Below are 15,074 nucleotides of genomic sequence, written 5' to 3'. Positions count from 1 at the left end.
GATATGACAGATCACGGACGTGCGAAACCCTCGGACGAACTTCGACAGATAGCGGCCCGTCGGCCGCATCTCCGGGATCACCTCAAGAAGTTCAAACAGATTACCGGGGAGTTCCCGATGCTCATCGACGAGGCCGACAGCGAGTACGAGTCCAAGCGCCCGAACGTCCTCTACCCCGTCGGGGGCCCCATCTTCTGTCACATCTACGGCGACATCGGGCAGGACATGAAGTACTACGCCATCGAACCGGAACTGGACCAGGAGGAACAGGTCGTCTTCGGGAAGGTCCGCAACCGACTCCTCCAGAAGAGCGTCAACAAACCCGCCCCGGAAGACGAGGCGGAGTACGACGACCGAATCGAGGAACTCCTTCAGGAGACGACACGCGTCCGCGACGAAGACGCCGACAGCGGCGTCCTCACCCGTCTGTCGAATCTCACCGACGTCGGCAGCGTCGAGGTGACTCAGTCCACCTACGAGAACATCCTCTACCGACTCAACCGCGACATCGTCGGTCTCGGGCCGCTCGAACCGGTCATGCGGGACCCGGCCAACGAGGACATCCACGTCATCGGCCGGAGCGAGTGCCACGTCGATCACGGCGTCTACGGGATGCTGGAGACGACGGTGGAGTGGCAGAGCGAGGAGGCGTTCGACCAGTGGCTTCGGAACATGGGCGAACGGATGGGCGACCCGGTCTCTGACTCGGACCCTATCGTCGACTCGACGCTCCCGGACGGGTCGCGTCTGAACCTCATCTACTCCGACGACGTGAGCCTCAAAGGCCCGTCGCTCACCATCCGCCAAGGCGATGAGATTCCCCTCTCCATCTTCCAGATTACGAAGTGGATGACGCTCTCGCCGGAACTGGCGGCGTACCTCTGGCTCTGTCTAGAGAACGAACAGACGGTGTTCGTCGTCGGGGAGACCGCCTCCGGGAAGACGACGACGCTGAACGCCATCACCTCGTTCATCCCCGACGACGCGAAGATCTACACCGCAGAGGACACCGCCGAGGTGCTGCCGCCACACAACACGTGGCAGCAACTCCTCACTCGCGAGGGCGAAGACGAGGGGACCAGCATCGACATGTTCGACCTCGTCGCGGCCGCACTCCGGTCGCGCCCCGACTACATCATCGTGGGGGAGGTTCGTGGCGAAGAGGGTCGGATGGCGTTCCAGGCGGCCCAGACCGGCCACCCGGTGATGCTGACCTTCCACGCCAGCGACATCGTCTCGATGATTCAGCGCTTCACCGGCGAACCAATCAACGTTCCGGAGACGTTCATGGACGTCGCCGACGTGGCGCTGTTCCAGAACCGCGTCAAGCAGGGCGATAAGGTCTTGCGCCGTGTCACGAGCGTACAGGAGATCGAAGGCTACTCCAAGGAGATGGACGGTGTCGTCACCCGGCAGGTGTTTAACTGGGACCCCGTCGAGGACGAAATCGTCTTCCAGGGGATGAACAACTCGTTCGTCCTCGAAGAACAGATCGCGACGCTGCTCGGGTACGAGGACACCCGTGACATCTACGACGACCTGCGCTTTCGCGCCGACATGATCGAACGCGCGATCCAGGAGGGGATTCTGGGATACCACGAAGTCAACGACTTCATCTCCGACTTCCAGCGTGACGGCGTCGAGGGGATTCCGTTCAACATCTCGCGGCCCAACTAACGATGGCCCAGAGCGAAGCAGAGAGCGGGATCGACCTCACCATCACCGAGACCGTCCAGAGTCTCGTCGAGTCGTACCGCCAGATGACGATTCCGCTGGAGCGGTACCTCTTTTTCATCCTGTTGCCGTCCGTGGCCTTTTTCGTCGTCTCGACGGTTGCGGCGCTGTTGCTCGACCTCCCGATGACTATCCGTGCGCCGATTCCGCTGTTGGGCTTTCTCGCGATGACGTCGGCCATCTTCTACCCGAAGATTCTGCTGAGCCAGCGAAAGCGCGAACTCAACAACCGCTTTCACCTCTTGATCACCCACATGACCGTGCTGGCGACGACGAAAATCGACCGCATGGAGGTGTTTCGCACCCTCGCACAGGAAGAGGAGTACGGCGAACTCGCGATGGAGATGCATCGTATCGTCCAGTTGGTCGACACGTGGAACCAGAGCCTCGATGACGCCTGTCGTCGCCGCGCCAAGGAAGTGCCCAGCGACGCCTTCTCGGACTTCCTCGACCGCTTGGCCTACACGCTCGGGGCCGGCCAGTCGCTGGAGGACTACCTCCTCTCCGAACAGGAGCAGATTATCCAGCACTACACCACCGTCTACCGGAGTTCGCTGGACAGTCTGGAGGTCATGAAGGACCTCTACCTCTCGATGATCCTCTCGATGACGTTCGCGCTGGTGTTCGCCGTCGTCCTCCCGGTGCTCACCGGGACGAACCCGACGATGACCGTCAGCGCCGTCATCGTGATGTTCATCTTCGTCCAGTCGGGCTTCTTCCTCGCGATTCGCTCGATGGCCCCCTACGACCCGGTCTGGTTCCACCCCGAAGAGTACCCCTCGCCGATAGAGGAGCGACTCGACAAGTCGATGTACGCCGGCGTCGGACTTTCCGTGGTGCTCGCGTTCGTCACCGTGGGCGGCATGTTCGGCATCTCGCCGATCACGCTGGGTGACTTGCTCTTCTTCCTCGATACCGTCCCCCTGCCGTTCTACGCCGTCGTTCCCATCACGCCGATGATTATCCCCGGCATCGTCTTCCGGCAGGAAGAACAGAAGGTGAAGGCCCGCGACGACGAGTTCCCCAGTTTCATCCGCGCGCTGGGGGCCACCGAAGGCGCCAAGCAGTCGACGACGGGGATGGTGCTTCGTACCCTCCGCAAGAAGGACTTCGGGCCGCTGACCGCGAACATCGACGACCTGTACAAACGGCTCAACATGCGTATCGAACCGACGGCGGCCTGGCGATTTTTCACCGCCGACTGTCGTTCCTACCTCATTCAGACGTTCTCCGAGATGTATCTCATCGGGCGAGAGATGGGTGGGTCACCGAAGCAACTGGGCGAACTCATCGCCTCGAACATGAATCAGGTGCTCCAACTGCGACAGAAGCGCAAACAGGCGACGACGACGCTCGTCGGTCTGCTGTACGGGATTACGGCGGCCTCGACGTTCGCGTTCTTCATCGGCCTGCAAGTCGTCAACATCCTCGCACAGATGTCGCTGAACCTCAACGCCGGGAGCCGACTGGACGTGAACTCGCTCATCAACACCGGCGTCTACAACATCCCGCTCATCGAGTTCCTGTTGGTCATCATCATCATGTTCTCGGCGATGCTGTCGTCGCTGATGATCCGGACCGTCGACGGCGGCCACAAGGCCAACACCTACATGCACTTCGTCGTCCTCTCGTGGATCGGCGCCATCACCGGCACCTTCACGAAGTGGCTGGTGACGCAGTTCCTCGCCATCTAGCGACCACTTTTTACTTCGTCGGGTGTCCTCGCGGCGCTACGCGCCGCTGTGGGCACCGCTCTCTGCTCACGGGCGCGGAGCGCCCGTTCGCATGGTCCGCGGGACTGTAGGTCCCGCTCGACTCGCAAAAACGTGGGGAAAAACGGCCGGAAGTCGCGGCTTCGCGCGCTTCCGGGGCACCCGCTCGCCACTGGCGAGCGGTATGCTTCTCTCGTCAGCCTGCCCTCCCCCGGGTCGTGCGACGGAGCGCACTCCCGGCCCCGAAGCAGTCGCGACGCTCACAGACGGTCGCGAAAGAAAGACGAGATGTTCGAGACTCCTCAGTCGTCGGCTGGCGCGGCGCCGCCTTCTTCGTGCTGTGCCTTCGTGTGTGGCAGTTTGCCACCGGCGGCGAGGATTTCGCGCTCGCGGTCGGAGGCGTCGAGCGCCGCGGTCGCCTCCCAGTCGTCGTTCACGCGGATGGTGAACGCTTCCTGCCCGGAGCGGACGGCCTCTGCGACGTCGTCGACGATCTCGACGTCGTCGCCCTGTTCGATCTTCTCGTAGGTCTCCTCGTCGATTTCGAGGGGGACGATACCGAAGTTGAAGAGGTTCGCCTTGTGGATGCGGGCGAAGCTCTGGGCCAGCACGGACTCGATGCCCAGATACATCGGACAGAGGGCCGCGTGCTCACGCGAGGAGCCCTGCCCGTAGTTCTCGCCGGCGACCAGCACGCCGCCGTCGGACTCCAGCGCGCGCTCTGCGAACGTGTCGTCGACACGGGAGAGCGTGAACTCCGAGAGCTTCGGGACGTTCGACCGGTACATCAGGATGTCCTGCGTGGCCGGGATGATGTGGTCCGTCGTGATGTTGTCCGCCATCTTGAGGAGGGCTTCACCGCCGACTTCGGCCTCGAGCGGGTCCTTCAGCGGGACGTCGCCGATGTTCGGGCCCTTGATGAGGTCGTCGTCGACGGCCTCGTCGGGGGCGATGAGGTCCGATTCGGAGTTGCCGATGTACTCCTCAGGCATCTCCAGGCCGGGCGCCTCGAGGTCGCCGAGGTCGTCGGCGAGGTTGCGCGGGTCCACGATTTCGCCCTTGAGCGCCGCCGCGGTGGCGACTTCCGGCGAGCAGAGGTAGACGTTGTCGTCCTCGATGCCGGAGCGACCCTCGAAGTTGCGGTTGAAGGTCCGCAACGAGACCGAATCCGAAGCCGGGACGTGGCCGATGCCGATACAGGCACCACACGTCGCCTCGGAGAAGTTGACGCCGGCGGCCATCATCTCCGCGGTCCAGCCCTGTCGGGCCAGCATCTCGGAGGCCTGCTTCGACCCGGGGGCGACGATCATCTCGGTCTTCTTGTCGATGTTGCGCCCTTCGAGCATCTTCGCCGAGGGCAGGATGTCCTCGTAGGCGCCGTTCGTACAGGAGCCGATGATGACCTGCTCGACGTCGACGCCCTCGACTTCGCTGACGGGGACGACGTTGTCCGGCATCGACGGCTCGGCGATGAGCGGTTCGAGGTCCGAGAGGTCGACGACGATCTCGTCGTCGTACTCGGCGTCTTCGTCGGGACCGATCTCGACGAACTCGTCCTCGCGGCCGAGGCGTTCGAGGTAGTCCTCGGTCTGCTCGTCCGTCGGGAAGATCGAGGAGGTGGCACCGAGTTCGGTACCCATGTTGGTGATGGTCGTCCGCTCGGGGACGGTCAGCGTCTCGACGCCGGGGCCGGTGTATTCGAGCACCTTGCCGACGCCGCCCTTGACCGAGAGGCGGCGGAGCAGCTCTAAGATGACGTCCTTGGCGGTCGCCCAGTCGGGCAGTTCGCCTTCGAGACGCACGTTGACGACCTCGGGCATGTCGATGTAGTAGGCGCCGCCACCCATCGCGACGGCGACGTCCAGCCCACCCGAACCGATGGCGAGTTCGCCGAGGCCACCGGGCGTCGGGGTGTGAGAGTCCGAGCCGAGCATCGTCTTGCCGGGCGCGGCGAAGTTCTCCTTGTGGACGTTGTGACAGATACCGTTGCCGGGGCGCGAGAAGTGCGCACCGAACGTCCCCGCGGCCGAGCGGAGGAAGCGGTGGTCGTCCGTGTTCTTGAAGTCGAACTGGTAGGTCTGGTGGTCACAGTACTGGGCGGCCAGTTCCGTCTGGACCTCTTCGAGACCCAGCGCCTCGAACTGTAGCCAGACGAGCGTGCCGGTCGTGTCCTGTGTGAGCACCTGATCGATCTCGATACCGATCTCTTCTCCGGGTGTGAGTTCCCCTTCGACGAGATGGTCGTCGAGAATCTTTTCCGTGAGCGTCTGTCCCATAACGTCCCCATGTCGATTGCCAGCGCGTATAAATCCCGCGTATTCCGCCCTATTTTTCATCGACCGCTACCGATGTCCGTCGGTTTTTTGCTCGGACAAACAGCAGCGTTTTCGCCGTGGGCGTTCGACCCACCGCCATGTTCAAGAGTGGCGCGTTCGTCGCCGACAGACTCGGCGACGTGCGGGAGGCACAGGTGCAACCGAACGGCGTCGATCTGACGCTGGGCGCGGTGTACGAACAGATCGAACCCGGACGCATCGAACAGGGCGGCAAGACGGTCGGCGAACGCAGGGAACTCGACGCCGAGGACGGCGTCTACTCGCTGGAGCGAGGCGGCTACGTCGTCGAGTACGCCGACCGGGTGGTCATCCCGGAGGGACACGTCGGCTTTCTGTACCCTCGATCATCGCTGCTACGCAACTCCTGTATGCTGGATACGGCCGTCTGGGACGCCGGCTACGAGGGGCGCGGCGAGGGCCTGCTAGAGGTCCACCATCCCATCGAACTGGCGGAAGGCGCCCGCATCGCCCAACTCGTTCTCGCGGAGGCGGCCCACGAGGGGACCTACGAGGGGTCGTACCAGCGCGAGAACCTCGACTGATTCTGGTGGCTGTAAGTTCGTAACGATATTCGCCACCCCGGAGTGGCGAATTACTTCAGTTTGTTACAGCCACCAGTATGAGCCGTCGACGCCGGACCGGCACGCACGTCCCCGGCCGACGGGACTGTCCGTGCCACGGTAAACCGTCACGCGTAGCGTGTATGTTTAAGTAATATCACTCGGTAATATCATCTGGTGTCTCGGGTCGCCGGGCCATGCCTCTGACAGCACGTTCCCCGCTCCCCGGACACCGTTTTCCCGTCGGACGGTCGTCTGCCTGAGTTTTATGTCATCACCGCCCGGACGTGACGACATGATTGTCGAATTTCACGTAGAGACAGGGTTCCTTCGTGAGGTCGGTGGGTCGGCCGCCGACGGGGTCACGATGCAACATCTCCAGTGTACCGAAGACGGGTGCCGAACCGTGGTCTGGGTCGGGACAGACGAGAAACGTAGCGTCGACGCGACACTGGTAAGCGACGACCGCGTCGACAGAGCGGTCCACGTCGGGCCGGAGGCCGGCGGCCACTGGTACGTCGTCCACACGACGGACGGACCGCTGACCACTATCGGCAACGGGCTATTGCGTACCGACGGCGTGTTCGCCCGTGGGGCCTGTGACGAGGGTGGCTGGTCGATCCGCGGGCGCTTCCCCGACCGGAGCGCCGTCCTCACGTTCCGCGAACACGTCGTCGCGGAGAATCTGGACGTGGACGTCCGCTCGATGATGGAGGACGACGCCGACGAAGCGACGGAGACGTTCGGCGTGACCGACCCGCAGCGAGAGGTCCTCCTGCTCGCACTCGAAGAGGGGTACTTCACCGTCCCGCGGGACGCGTCGCTCTCGGATCTGGCTGGCGTCCTCGACATCTCCAGCCAGGCGGCCTCCGAACGACTGCGACGCGGCACTGGGACGCTCGTCGAGCAGACGCTCGCCGCACCGGACCGACTCCAGCTCGGGTTACCGAACAAATGACTCCCGTGCGTCTCGACGACCGCTCCGGAGAGGACCGGTTATTTCACGTTCTGAAACCACGCACAGCCCGTTATATCGATTGACGGAGTAGATGCTCGCATGAAATCGGACGACGGAACAGTGTACATGATACGGGGCGGTGCCGCTGGTGAGGGCAGTGACGAGTGGATCAGCCCCGAACCTGCAGCCGAAGTAATCGTCGACGCTGTCGCGGCGGCGACAGATCTCGACCGCGACGACGTCGCCGCTATCGAGTCGTACGTCGACGCCGCCGACCTCCGTGCGGTCGTCGGCGACGGTGACCGCGAGTCGATCACCTTCGACGTGGAGAACCACGAAGTGACCGTGACGGCCACCGGGGACGTCACCGTGGCGTAGGCGTCGATACCACTTTGCCGGCGGCCCACGTTGACCGCGATATGGTACGCGTTGCACTCATTGCTCACGACGACGAGAAGCCGGAGATGATAGACCTCGTCGAAGCCTACGAGGGTGTCCTCTCGGAGTTCGACCTCGTCAGTACGGGCACGACCGGAAAGCGGATCATGGAGGAGACGGACCTCACTATCGACCGCAAGCAGAGCGGCCCCCTCGGCGGCGACACCCAGATCGGCGCGCTGGTAGCCGAAGACGAGATGGACGCCATCGTCTTCCTCCGCGACCCGCTGACGGCACAGCCACACGAACCGGACATCTCTGCGCTCTTGCGTATCTGTGACGTTCACGACGTGCCGCTCGCGACCACACGGACCGCTGCCGAGTACGTCTTAGACGGCGTCGCCGCCGACATCGAGATGGAGTGACCGACCTGCCGACGTCGTTCAGTCGGCGTACTCCGGCCGCTCTTCGTACGGTATCGGATCCCGTTCGCCGAGTCGCTGGAACGCTTCGAGGCGGAACGCACAGGCGTCGCAGGTGCCACACGCGGGCTCGTCGCTGCGGTAACACGACCACGTATCGGCGTACGGGACCCCAAGCTCGAGCCCGCGCTCGGCGATGTCCGTCTTCGACCACTCGACGAACGGTGTGACGAGCGTTATCTCCGTCTCGGGTTTCGTTCCGACGTCGACGACTCGTTGGAACGCCTCGAAAAAGGCAGGCCGGCAGTCGGGGTACCCCGAGAAGTCCTCGCTGTGGGCGCCGATGAACACCGCCGAGCAACCGTTGGCCTCCGCGTAGGAGACGGCCATCGACAGCAGGTTGGCGTTCCGGAACGGGACGTAGGAACTCGGAATCTCGTCGCTCTCCGTGTCGGCGTCGGCGACGGCCATCTCCTCGTCGGTGAGCGAGGACCCGCCTATCTGCTGGAGGTGGCTCGTCTCGACGTGACAGAAGTCCGCCGCGTCGACGTGGTCGGCCAGCGCTCGCGCGCACTCGAACTCGCGTTGCTCGGTGTTCTGGCCGTAACTGGTGTGCAGCAGGTACAGGTCGTCGTACCCGCGGGACTGTGCTTCGTAGGCCGCCGTGGCGCTGTCCATCCCGCCGGAGGCGAGGACGACAGCGCGGTCGTCGTGTATCATCGGTCGGTGTCGTCGTTCGGTGGTCACGTACCCGGTGCGTCGTTCCAGAGGTCGACGTGCAGGCGCGGCGTGTAGCGGTAGCCGTACTCGATGGCGAGGTCGGCGACGACCTCCCGAGTCACTTCGAGTCGCTCGCGCGTCTGGCCTTCCGGCATCAACAGGACCCGGTCGTCGGGGACGGCGGCGTCGGCCGCCTCGCGTACGCGAGAGACGAGACGCTCTATCTCGTCCATATCCTCGGGACCGGTGACGACGAACTTCAGTTGCGTCTCGTAGGTGTCGACCAGTTCGGCGAGCGTCGGCACGTCGAGTCGCCGGTCCTCGTGGCGGTCCGCCCACTCGCCGTCGCCTTTCGGATCCCGGCCGGCGGTGGGCGTACTGGAGGCGAGTTTGGGGCTGACGCTCGCGAGGTCGATGGCCGCGTCCCGGTAGATGGTCCCGTTGGTCTCGACGGTGGTGTGGTACCCACGGTCGCCCAGTTCGTCCAGCAGGTCGACGCTGGCCTCGTGGACGAGCGGTTCGCCGCCGGTCAGGACGACGTGGTCGGCGTCGTACGTCTCGACGGCGGCCGTGACGTCGTCGACGCTGTACCAGTCACCGGTCGGTTCCCACGAGGTGTGATAGGAGTCACAGAACCAGCAACGGAGGTTACAGCCGCTCGTGCGGACGAAGACGGATGGGACGCCGGCCAGTCGACCCTCGCCTTGGAGCGAGCAGAACAGTTCGTTGATGGGCAGGTCGCCCCCGGGCCCTGCGTCGTCCGTCCGTTCGACCGCCTCGTCGAGGCCGTCGGTGTCGCTAGCGACGGGCATCAGCGAGTGCAGAGTTCGCTCGTCTCCCGGACCGACACCGAGACGTCGGAGACGGTGTCCGGGAGGCGGTCGCTCAGTCGCGATTCGAGGACGACGGCCATCACCTCGGCCGTCGGCGGGTGGTTCAGCACGACGAGGGCGTCGCCGTCGCCGCTCGTCTCGAACGCCTCGACGAGCGGATCCCCGCGTTCCAGCAGGAAGCGGTGGTCCCACTCCTCGACGACGCCCGTCACGTCGCCCTTATCGACGACCCACCCCTCGTCGGTGAGTTCCCCGGTCACCCGAACCGTCACCTCGTAGTTGTGGCCGTGAGGGCGCGAGCACTTCCCGTCGTGGTGCATGAGCCGATGGCCCGCCGAGAGACGGATGGGGCGGTCGCCGCCGACGACGAGCTCTCGCTCCCCGGCCGCCGCGACCGGCTCCTCGACCGACGATATTCGTTCAGTCATACCACGAGATTATCGGTAGTGGAAATAAATGGTTCGGACGGCGACCGGCACCCGTGTCGACCGCGTACTCGCCGCAAACGATAGGTCGGTGCAGTCCTCAGGAGGGTGTGTGACACGACGAGCGGTCGAAGACGGGTTCGAGACGTACCTCTCGGACCTCGTCGACGAGACGTACGCGGCGTTCGACGTGGCCGCCGTCCTGCGTGGGGCACGCAGCGGCGGGAGTCGCGCCGCGAGCAAACTACTGAAGAACAGCGACCCTCTCGAACGCCACGTCGTCCGGCCGAAACTGCGGGAGTACCAGCGGACGCTCCTCCACCAGTTCGATCCCGTCCTCGACTACGCGGCCGATCGCGGGGCGTCGTTCGAGGCGTACGAAGACGAGATTCTGGACCGGGACCTGTACTGGAACGCGCTCCGGCCGTCGGTCCACGGCGAGCGACGCGACGCCATCCGGCAGCGACTGCTAGACCGCCAGCGGGCTTTCGGGGACGACATCGCACCGCTGGTGGCCGCCGACAGCGACGACTTCTGGACGGCCGTCGTCGCGACGTACGACTACGACCGGGCCGTCGACGTCGTCGAGGACCACTTCGAGTTCAGTACGCCGCTTCGAGACGAACGAGACGCCTTCGCGTTCGAGTTGGAGATAGACCCCGGTGAGGTGCTGGGCGGACTCGCGCGGGCGCTCCCGTCGCTGAGCGTGGAGTTCACCGACGAAGCGGCCCGGGCGATGCGTCGGGCCGAACAGCGCGTCATCCCGCAGGCCAAAGCGGACGCTGAACGCGCGTTCGGCGACTAACTGCGACGCTTTACAGGAACGGTTGGCAGGTCGGTGCCACGCCGTGGTGGGTCGGCGCGGCACCAGCGATTGGATTGGTGTACGGGACCGCCCCTGACACGAGGGCGGCCACGTGGGGCTGACTGACGACGGCAGGCATGGGTCGGCCGTGGAAATGGTGTAGACGCCATGTGGGAATGGGGTCTGGTGACCGGGCGGTGGGTGGGGGGTGACCGGTCACCGAGGTCGGCCTGATGGCCCGCCATCGGTAGACAGTCGCCACTCAGATAAATAATCTACGAAATATGTTACTTTCGAACCGAGTAAGTTCTTTCACCGCCGTGGACGTGAGCTATACGCTATCTATCGGGGAAAACTATACCTAGACTACTGTCTCGTTCATTATATAAGATATCGAACCATCGTCTTTCGGGTTCGGCTACCCGGTCAGGTCACGGCCTCGAACGCTCGCGCGACCCGGTCGGGGTCGTACGTCCAGACGCCACGGTAGCGGTCTGGACCGGTCGCTTCGGCGATGAGCGCACAGCTCTGGGCGCTCTCAGTGCCGTCGTCGGCCAGTGTCTGGCCGTCTGGGAGGCCCGCTTCACCGTGGCCGTCGAACAGGATGAACCAGTACCGGGCGAGGTCCTCGTCGACGTCCGTATGCGCCGTCAGCGGCGCGTCGTCGAGGTAGCCACTGGGTGCGCCCGCGGGGACGTAGACGTGGACGTCGACGTCGGTGGTTGCTGCGAGGTCCCGATAGAGGCCCGCCTGTGCTTCGAAGGCCGCCACCGACTGAAAGCCGACGTGGAGTCGTCCGCGGCCGGTCCGCCACGCCCGGTCCTCTATCTCGCGAGAGGTTGCGAGCAACTGCCGCCGGTCGAGTGTGACGAACACCGTCTGGTCGAGCAGTTCGAACAGGGCGCGATACGCGGCGTCGACCGAGTCGAGGTCTTCGGGCCGGTGGATGGGCGGAGAGAGAAACACGAGCAAGTCCGACAGCGAGAGGGCACCCCGAAACCGACTGCCGTCTCGGACGACGACGAACGCGTCGGCGCTAATCGAGGGTATCTTTCGGTGGTCGACGTGTAGATTTCGCGTCGCCAGTCGCTCGGCTAAGTCCTCGCCGGTGTCGTCGGGCGAGTAGACGACGACCGTCTTCTCTTCGGCGGCGACCTCGGAAAGAATCGAACCGAGTGTCACGAGTCCGTTGGCTGGGAACGACCTGTCTCGACGACGCGTTCGTACTCGGTGGCGAACCTGAGCAAGTCACGGATCGGGTCCGAAACCGACTCGAGGCGGACCTCCCCGGCGGCCTCGTCGTGGACCACGAGACCGGTATCGGCCAGCAGCGGGAGGTGTGCGTGAACGAGTTCTATCTTCATTCGAGCCCACTCGTCGGGGCCCGCAGGACCGCTGTCGGTGGCCTCCCAACCGACGAGTACGTCCGTCAAGTCGTCCAGCGAAATCGTCGCCTGCTCGGTGAGTATCGCGAGGAGTCGCCGTCGCTTCTCGCTCGCTAGCGCTTTGAACAGGTCGTCGGGTGGCGGTCCCGCCGCGCCCTCGAGTTCGCCAGCGTCGAGCGAAAGGTCCGTTCGCGGGTCTTCAACGGGAGTCATACGGCATCACACACGGAAAACTACGGTCGATGGACTAATAGCTGTTGCCCAGGTGTTACCTTCCGACCGCAAATTCGCTAGCAACCGGTGACCAGTACCGGCGTCGAGACGGTGTGTGGGTCCCGTCGGACGGGAACCCGTCGCCCCCCGCTCAGTCGTCGTAGGGCCAGTCGCCGGTAATCTTCATCCCTGCCGCGAGGTTCTCTGCTTCGAGTGCGGCGGCTATCGTTTCGGGGGCCGTCCGGTCGTACGACTCCTCGGTGAGTGTGACGGCGAGGTCGGTCAACAGGATGGCCTGTTCGCGGAGGGTTCGTGGTTCGAGTTTGTCCAGCGTATCGGCGTGCGTGTGGCCCCAGCCACGACCCGTCTCGCCCGTCTCGCTCGTGACGTGGACGCCGGGCACGCCCCACGTGACGAACGGCCAGTGATCGCTGTGAGGGCTCTGTTCGGGGCTGGTCGTCACCGGATGGTCGAACCGGTCGGCCACCGACTCGGCGGCCTCGCCGAGCGCGTCGAACCCGTGGGTGAAACACTGGAGGGTCCGGCCGCGGACGATGCCGTCGAGGTTCAGTATCGCCCGTATCGAATCGAGGTCGCGCTCCGCTGCCAGTCGACCGGAGCCGACGAGTCCGACCTCCTCCGCCCCGAAGGCGACGAACTCGACGCGACTCGCTAGCTCGTCTTCGCGGGCGGCGAGTGCGCGCGCTATCTCGACTACGGTCGCGGTGCCGGCGCCGTTGTCGCTCGCCCCCTCGGCGATGTCGTGGGCGTCGACGTGGCTCGTCACCAGCACTCGCTCGTCCGTGTCCGGGCCGAGTTCGGCGTGGACGTTCTGGCTCGTCGCGGCGGGCGTCCCGCAGTCGACGGCGACCGTCACCGGGTCGCCCGCGTAGCGCCGGGCCAGTCGCGCCCCCGTCTCGCTGGCCACACCGACGGCGGGGATCTCGCCTATCGGGGCGTCCTCGGTGCCGACGCTCCCCGTCGGCGGGAGCATCCCCTCGACGTGGTTCCGGTAGACGAAGGCGACTGCCCCGGCCTCGACGGCGTGGTAGTACTTTTCGCGCCGGTGGATGTATCGCTCGTACCACTCGGGTACGTCCGACCGGACCAGTACCACCTTTCCCTCGCAGTCGGCGTCCTCGAAGTCCGTCGGCAGGCCGTAGCCCACGTCCACGAGGTCGCCGGTGGCCTCGCTGGCCGGCGAGCGCGGCAGTGCGATGACCTCGTGGTCGGCCCCGGTGACGGTGGTCCCGTCGGCAGCGATGCTGCTGTCGCCGCGGACCCAGCCCTGAATGTCGAACCGTTCGAGGCGGGCGTCCTCGGCGTACTCGGCGAGGGCGTCACGCGTCGCCTCCGCGGCCTCGCGTTCGCCCGCGCTGCCGGCCATCCGGTTCCCGACGTCGACCAGCGTCTCCAGATGCGACCAGCCAACGTCGCTCGTGAACGTCTCGCCGATCCACTCGCTGTCGGTCATGTCGTCTCCTCTGGGCCCGACCGGTTTGAATCTACGCCCGTCTCGCTTTCCGCGCGCCGACGAGCGACTACGTCACCCGTCCGTGAGGTCGTCGACGTGGACGGTTTCGCCCCGCTGGGCCGCCTCGTAGGCGCTTTCGAGGAACGCTGTCACCGCCAGTCCGTACTCCCCGGTGACGACGGAGTCGGCCGTGCCCTCGACGGCGTCGACGAAGTTGCGGAGTTTCCGGCGGGTCAGCGTCTCGAAGTCCCGGTCGCCGTCGACGCTCACCTCGCGAGTCGACTGTGGCGTCGTGACGGTCAGGTCGCCGTCCGAGAGCGAGACGTGGCCCTCGGTCCCCCAGACCGTGATACCGTCGTCGGGTGCGATATCGGTGCCGGCACCGCTGACACAGACGCTCGCCGTGATCCGCTGGCCGTCCGCGTCCAGCGTCGCCGCGAGGGCGCTGTTGACGTCCACGTCGTGACCCCGTTCGTCGACGATGCCGGTCACCGCCGTCGGGTCCGCGTCAAGCACCCACAGCATCGCGTCGACGAGGTGCGTCCCGGAGTCGAACAGTTGTCCGCCGCCGGAGAGCGACGGCGTGGTGCGCCACGTCCCCTCGTGGTCGGTTATCCACCGCTGGCCCAGATAGGCGTTGACGGTGTGGGGCGTGCCGACCTCGCCCGACTGGACGATACGCCGGAGTTCGGCGAACAGCGGGTCGAAGTGGCGCTGGAACCCGACCTGCAACACCCGGTCTCGGTCGGCCGCCGTCTCGACCAGTTCACGCGCCGTCGACAGTTCCGTCGTCAGCGGCTTCTCGACGAAGGCGTGGCAGTCCGCCTCCAGCGCCGCCATCGTGTGGTCGTGATGGAGGGTGTGGGGCGTACAGATACTGACCGCGTCTAGTTCGTCGCCGTGGCCGTCGAGCAGTTCCTCGACCGACTCGTAGGCCGGTCGGTCGAACGCGTCTTCGAACGTCTCGCGGGCGTCGGCCGAGACGTCGACGCCGCCGACGAGCGTCACGTCGTCGAAGGCGGTGTACTGTCGACACTCCTGACGGCCGAGTCGCCCGAGGCCGATGGCTCCGATAGCAACTGTCACGTCCGGTGTGACGACCATCGTGGTGATAAAACC

The 15,074-nt window shown here is 65.1% G+C and carries 15 protein-coding genes; 7 read left to right on the top strand and 8 right to left on the bottom strand.

All coding sequences use genetic code 11. The features are described 5' to 3' along the window. Positions 1-3 precede the first annotated feature (3 nt). Together IEY28_RS15525 and flaJ are read left to right on the top strand one after the other, a co-directional pair. Positions 4-1,677 (top strand): type II/IV secretion system ATPase subunit, encoded by a 1,674-nt coding sequence (locus IEY28_RS15525; protein ID WP_188999786.1) that lies wholly within the window; start codon positions 4-6, stop codon positions 1,675-1,677. 2 nt (positions 1,678-1,679) lie between these two features. After that, the gene (gene flaJ, locus IEY28_RS15520) at positions 1,680-3,428 is read left to right on the top strand and encodes an archaellar assembly protein FlaJ (protein ID WP_188999783.1); all 1,749 of its coding nucleotides are present in this window, start codon (positions 1,680-1,682) and stop codon (positions 3,426-3,428) included. 320 nt (positions 3,429-3,748) lie between these two features. On the opposite strand, the gene IEY28_RS15515 is transcribed toward flaJ, so the two are convergent. Further along, the gene (locus IEY28_RS15515) at positions 3,749-5,722 is read right to left on the bottom strand and encodes an aconitate hydratase (protein ID WP_188999780.1); all 1,974 of its coding nucleotides are present in this window, start codon (positions 5,720-5,722) and stop codon (positions 3,749-3,751) included. 137 nt (positions 5,723-5,859) lie between these two features. Between IEY28_RS15515 and IEY28_RS15510 the strand changes: the two genes are divergently transcribed. From IEY28_RS15510 to IEY28_RS15495, 4 genes are all read left to right on the top strand, one after another. Beyond that, positions 5,860-6,324 carry a deoxyuridine 5'-triphosphate nucleotidohydrolase gene (locus IEY28_RS15510; RefSeq protein WP_166967895.1) on the top strand — a complete coding sequence of 155 codons (465 nt, stop codon included), beginning with the start codon at positions 5,860-5,862 and terminating at the stop codon, positions 6,322-6,324. Positions 6,325-6,637: 313 nt separating this feature from the next. Further along, on the top strand, positions 6,638-7,300 hold the full coding sequence (locus IEY28_RS15505; protein WP_188999777.1) for a helix-turn-helix domain-containing protein: 663 nt from the start codon (positions 6,638-6,640) through the stop codon (positions 7,298-7,300). Positions 7,301-7,399: 99 nt separating this feature from the next. Beyond that, the gene (locus IEY28_RS15500) at positions 7,400-7,678 is read left to right on the top strand and encodes a HalOD1 output domain-containing protein (RefSeq protein WP_188999774.1); all 279 of its coding nucleotides are present in this window, start codon (positions 7,400-7,402) and stop codon (positions 7,676-7,678) included. Positions 7,679-7,719: 41 nt separating this feature from the next. Continuing rightward, positions 7,720-8,103, top strand: coding sequence for a methylglyoxal synthase (locus IEY28_RS15495; protein WP_188999770.1), 384 nt, complete (start codon positions 7,720-7,722; stop codon positions 8,101-8,103). Positions 8,104-8,121: 18 nt separating this feature from the next. Here IEY28_RS15495 and queC read toward each other — a convergent pair whose 3' ends face one another. The 3 genes from queC to IEY28_RS15480 are packed head-to-tail and all read right to left on the bottom strand — an operon-like array spanning position 8,122 to position 10,081. Next, on the bottom strand, positions 8,122-8,820 hold the full coding sequence (gene queC, locus IEY28_RS15490; protein ID WP_188999754.1) for a 7-cyano-7-deazaguanine synthase QueC: 699 nt from the start codon (positions 8,818-8,820) through the stop codon (positions 8,122-8,124). Positions 8,821-8,843: 23 nt separating this feature from the next. Then, a complete protein-coding gene (locus IEY28_RS15485) occupies positions 8,844-9,632 on the bottom strand; it encodes a 7-carboxy-7-deazaguanine synthase QueE (protein ID WP_188999738.1) in 789 nt (262 codons plus the stop codon). Then, complete coding sequence (locus IEY28_RS15480) at positions 9,632-10,081, bottom strand: 6-pyruvoyl trahydropterin synthase family protein (protein WP_188999734.1); 450 nt, start codon at positions 10,079-10,081, stop codon at positions 9,632-9,634. Before IEY28_RS15480 ends, IEY28_RS15485 begins: the two co-directional genes overlap by 1 nt. Before the next feature lie 109 nt (positions 10,082-10,190). Between IEY28_RS15480 and IEY28_RS15475 the strand changes: the two genes are divergently transcribed. Beyond that, positions 10,191-10,883, top strand: a complete 693-nt coding sequence (locus tag IEY28_RS15475; RefSeq protein WP_188999731.1) for a hypothetical protein — start codon at positions 10,191-10,193, stop codon at positions 10,881-10,883. A 426-nt stretch (positions 10,884-11,309) separates the two neighbouring features. Here the strand turns inward: IEY28_RS15475 and IEY28_RS15470 are convergent, their stop codons facing one another. From IEY28_RS15470 to IEY28_RS15455, 4 genes are all read right to left on the bottom strand, one after another. Then, positions 11,310-12,065, bottom strand: a complete 756-nt coding sequence (locus tag IEY28_RS15470) for a DICT sensory domain-containing protein (protein WP_188999728.1) — start codon at positions 12,063-12,065, stop codon at positions 11,310-11,312. Further along, entirely contained in the window at positions 12,062-12,481 is a 420-nt protein-coding gene (locus IEY28_RS15465) for a DUF7344 domain-containing protein (RefSeq protein ID WP_188999726.1), read from the bottom strand. Before IEY28_RS15465 ends, IEY28_RS15470 begins: the two co-directional genes overlap by 4 nt. Positions 12,482-12,632: 151 nt before the next feature. After that, positions 12,633-13,955: a M28 family peptidase gene (locus tag IEY28_RS15460; RefSeq protein ID WP_188999723.1), complete on the bottom strand. Its 1,323-nt coding sequence runs from the start codon at positions 13,953-13,955 to the stop codon at positions 12,633-12,635. A 72-nt stretch (positions 13,956-14,027) separates the two neighbouring features. After that, positions 14,028-15,059 carry a Gfo/Idh/MocA family protein gene (locus IEY28_RS15455; protein WP_188999720.1) on the bottom strand — a complete coding sequence of 344 codons (1,032 nt, stop codon included), beginning with the start codon at positions 15,057-15,059 and terminating at the stop codon, positions 14,028-14,030. Positions 15,060-15,074: the final 15 nt, after the last annotated feature.

The sequence above is a fragment of the Haloarcula pellucida genome (assembly GCF_014647235.1).
Classification (GTDB): domain Archaea; phylum Halobacteriota; class Halobacteria; order Halobacteriales; family Haloarculaceae; genus Haloarcula; species Haloarcula pellucida.
Note: the sequence above shows the minus strand (reverse complement) of the source record. Positions and strands in the feature narration are given on the sequence as shown.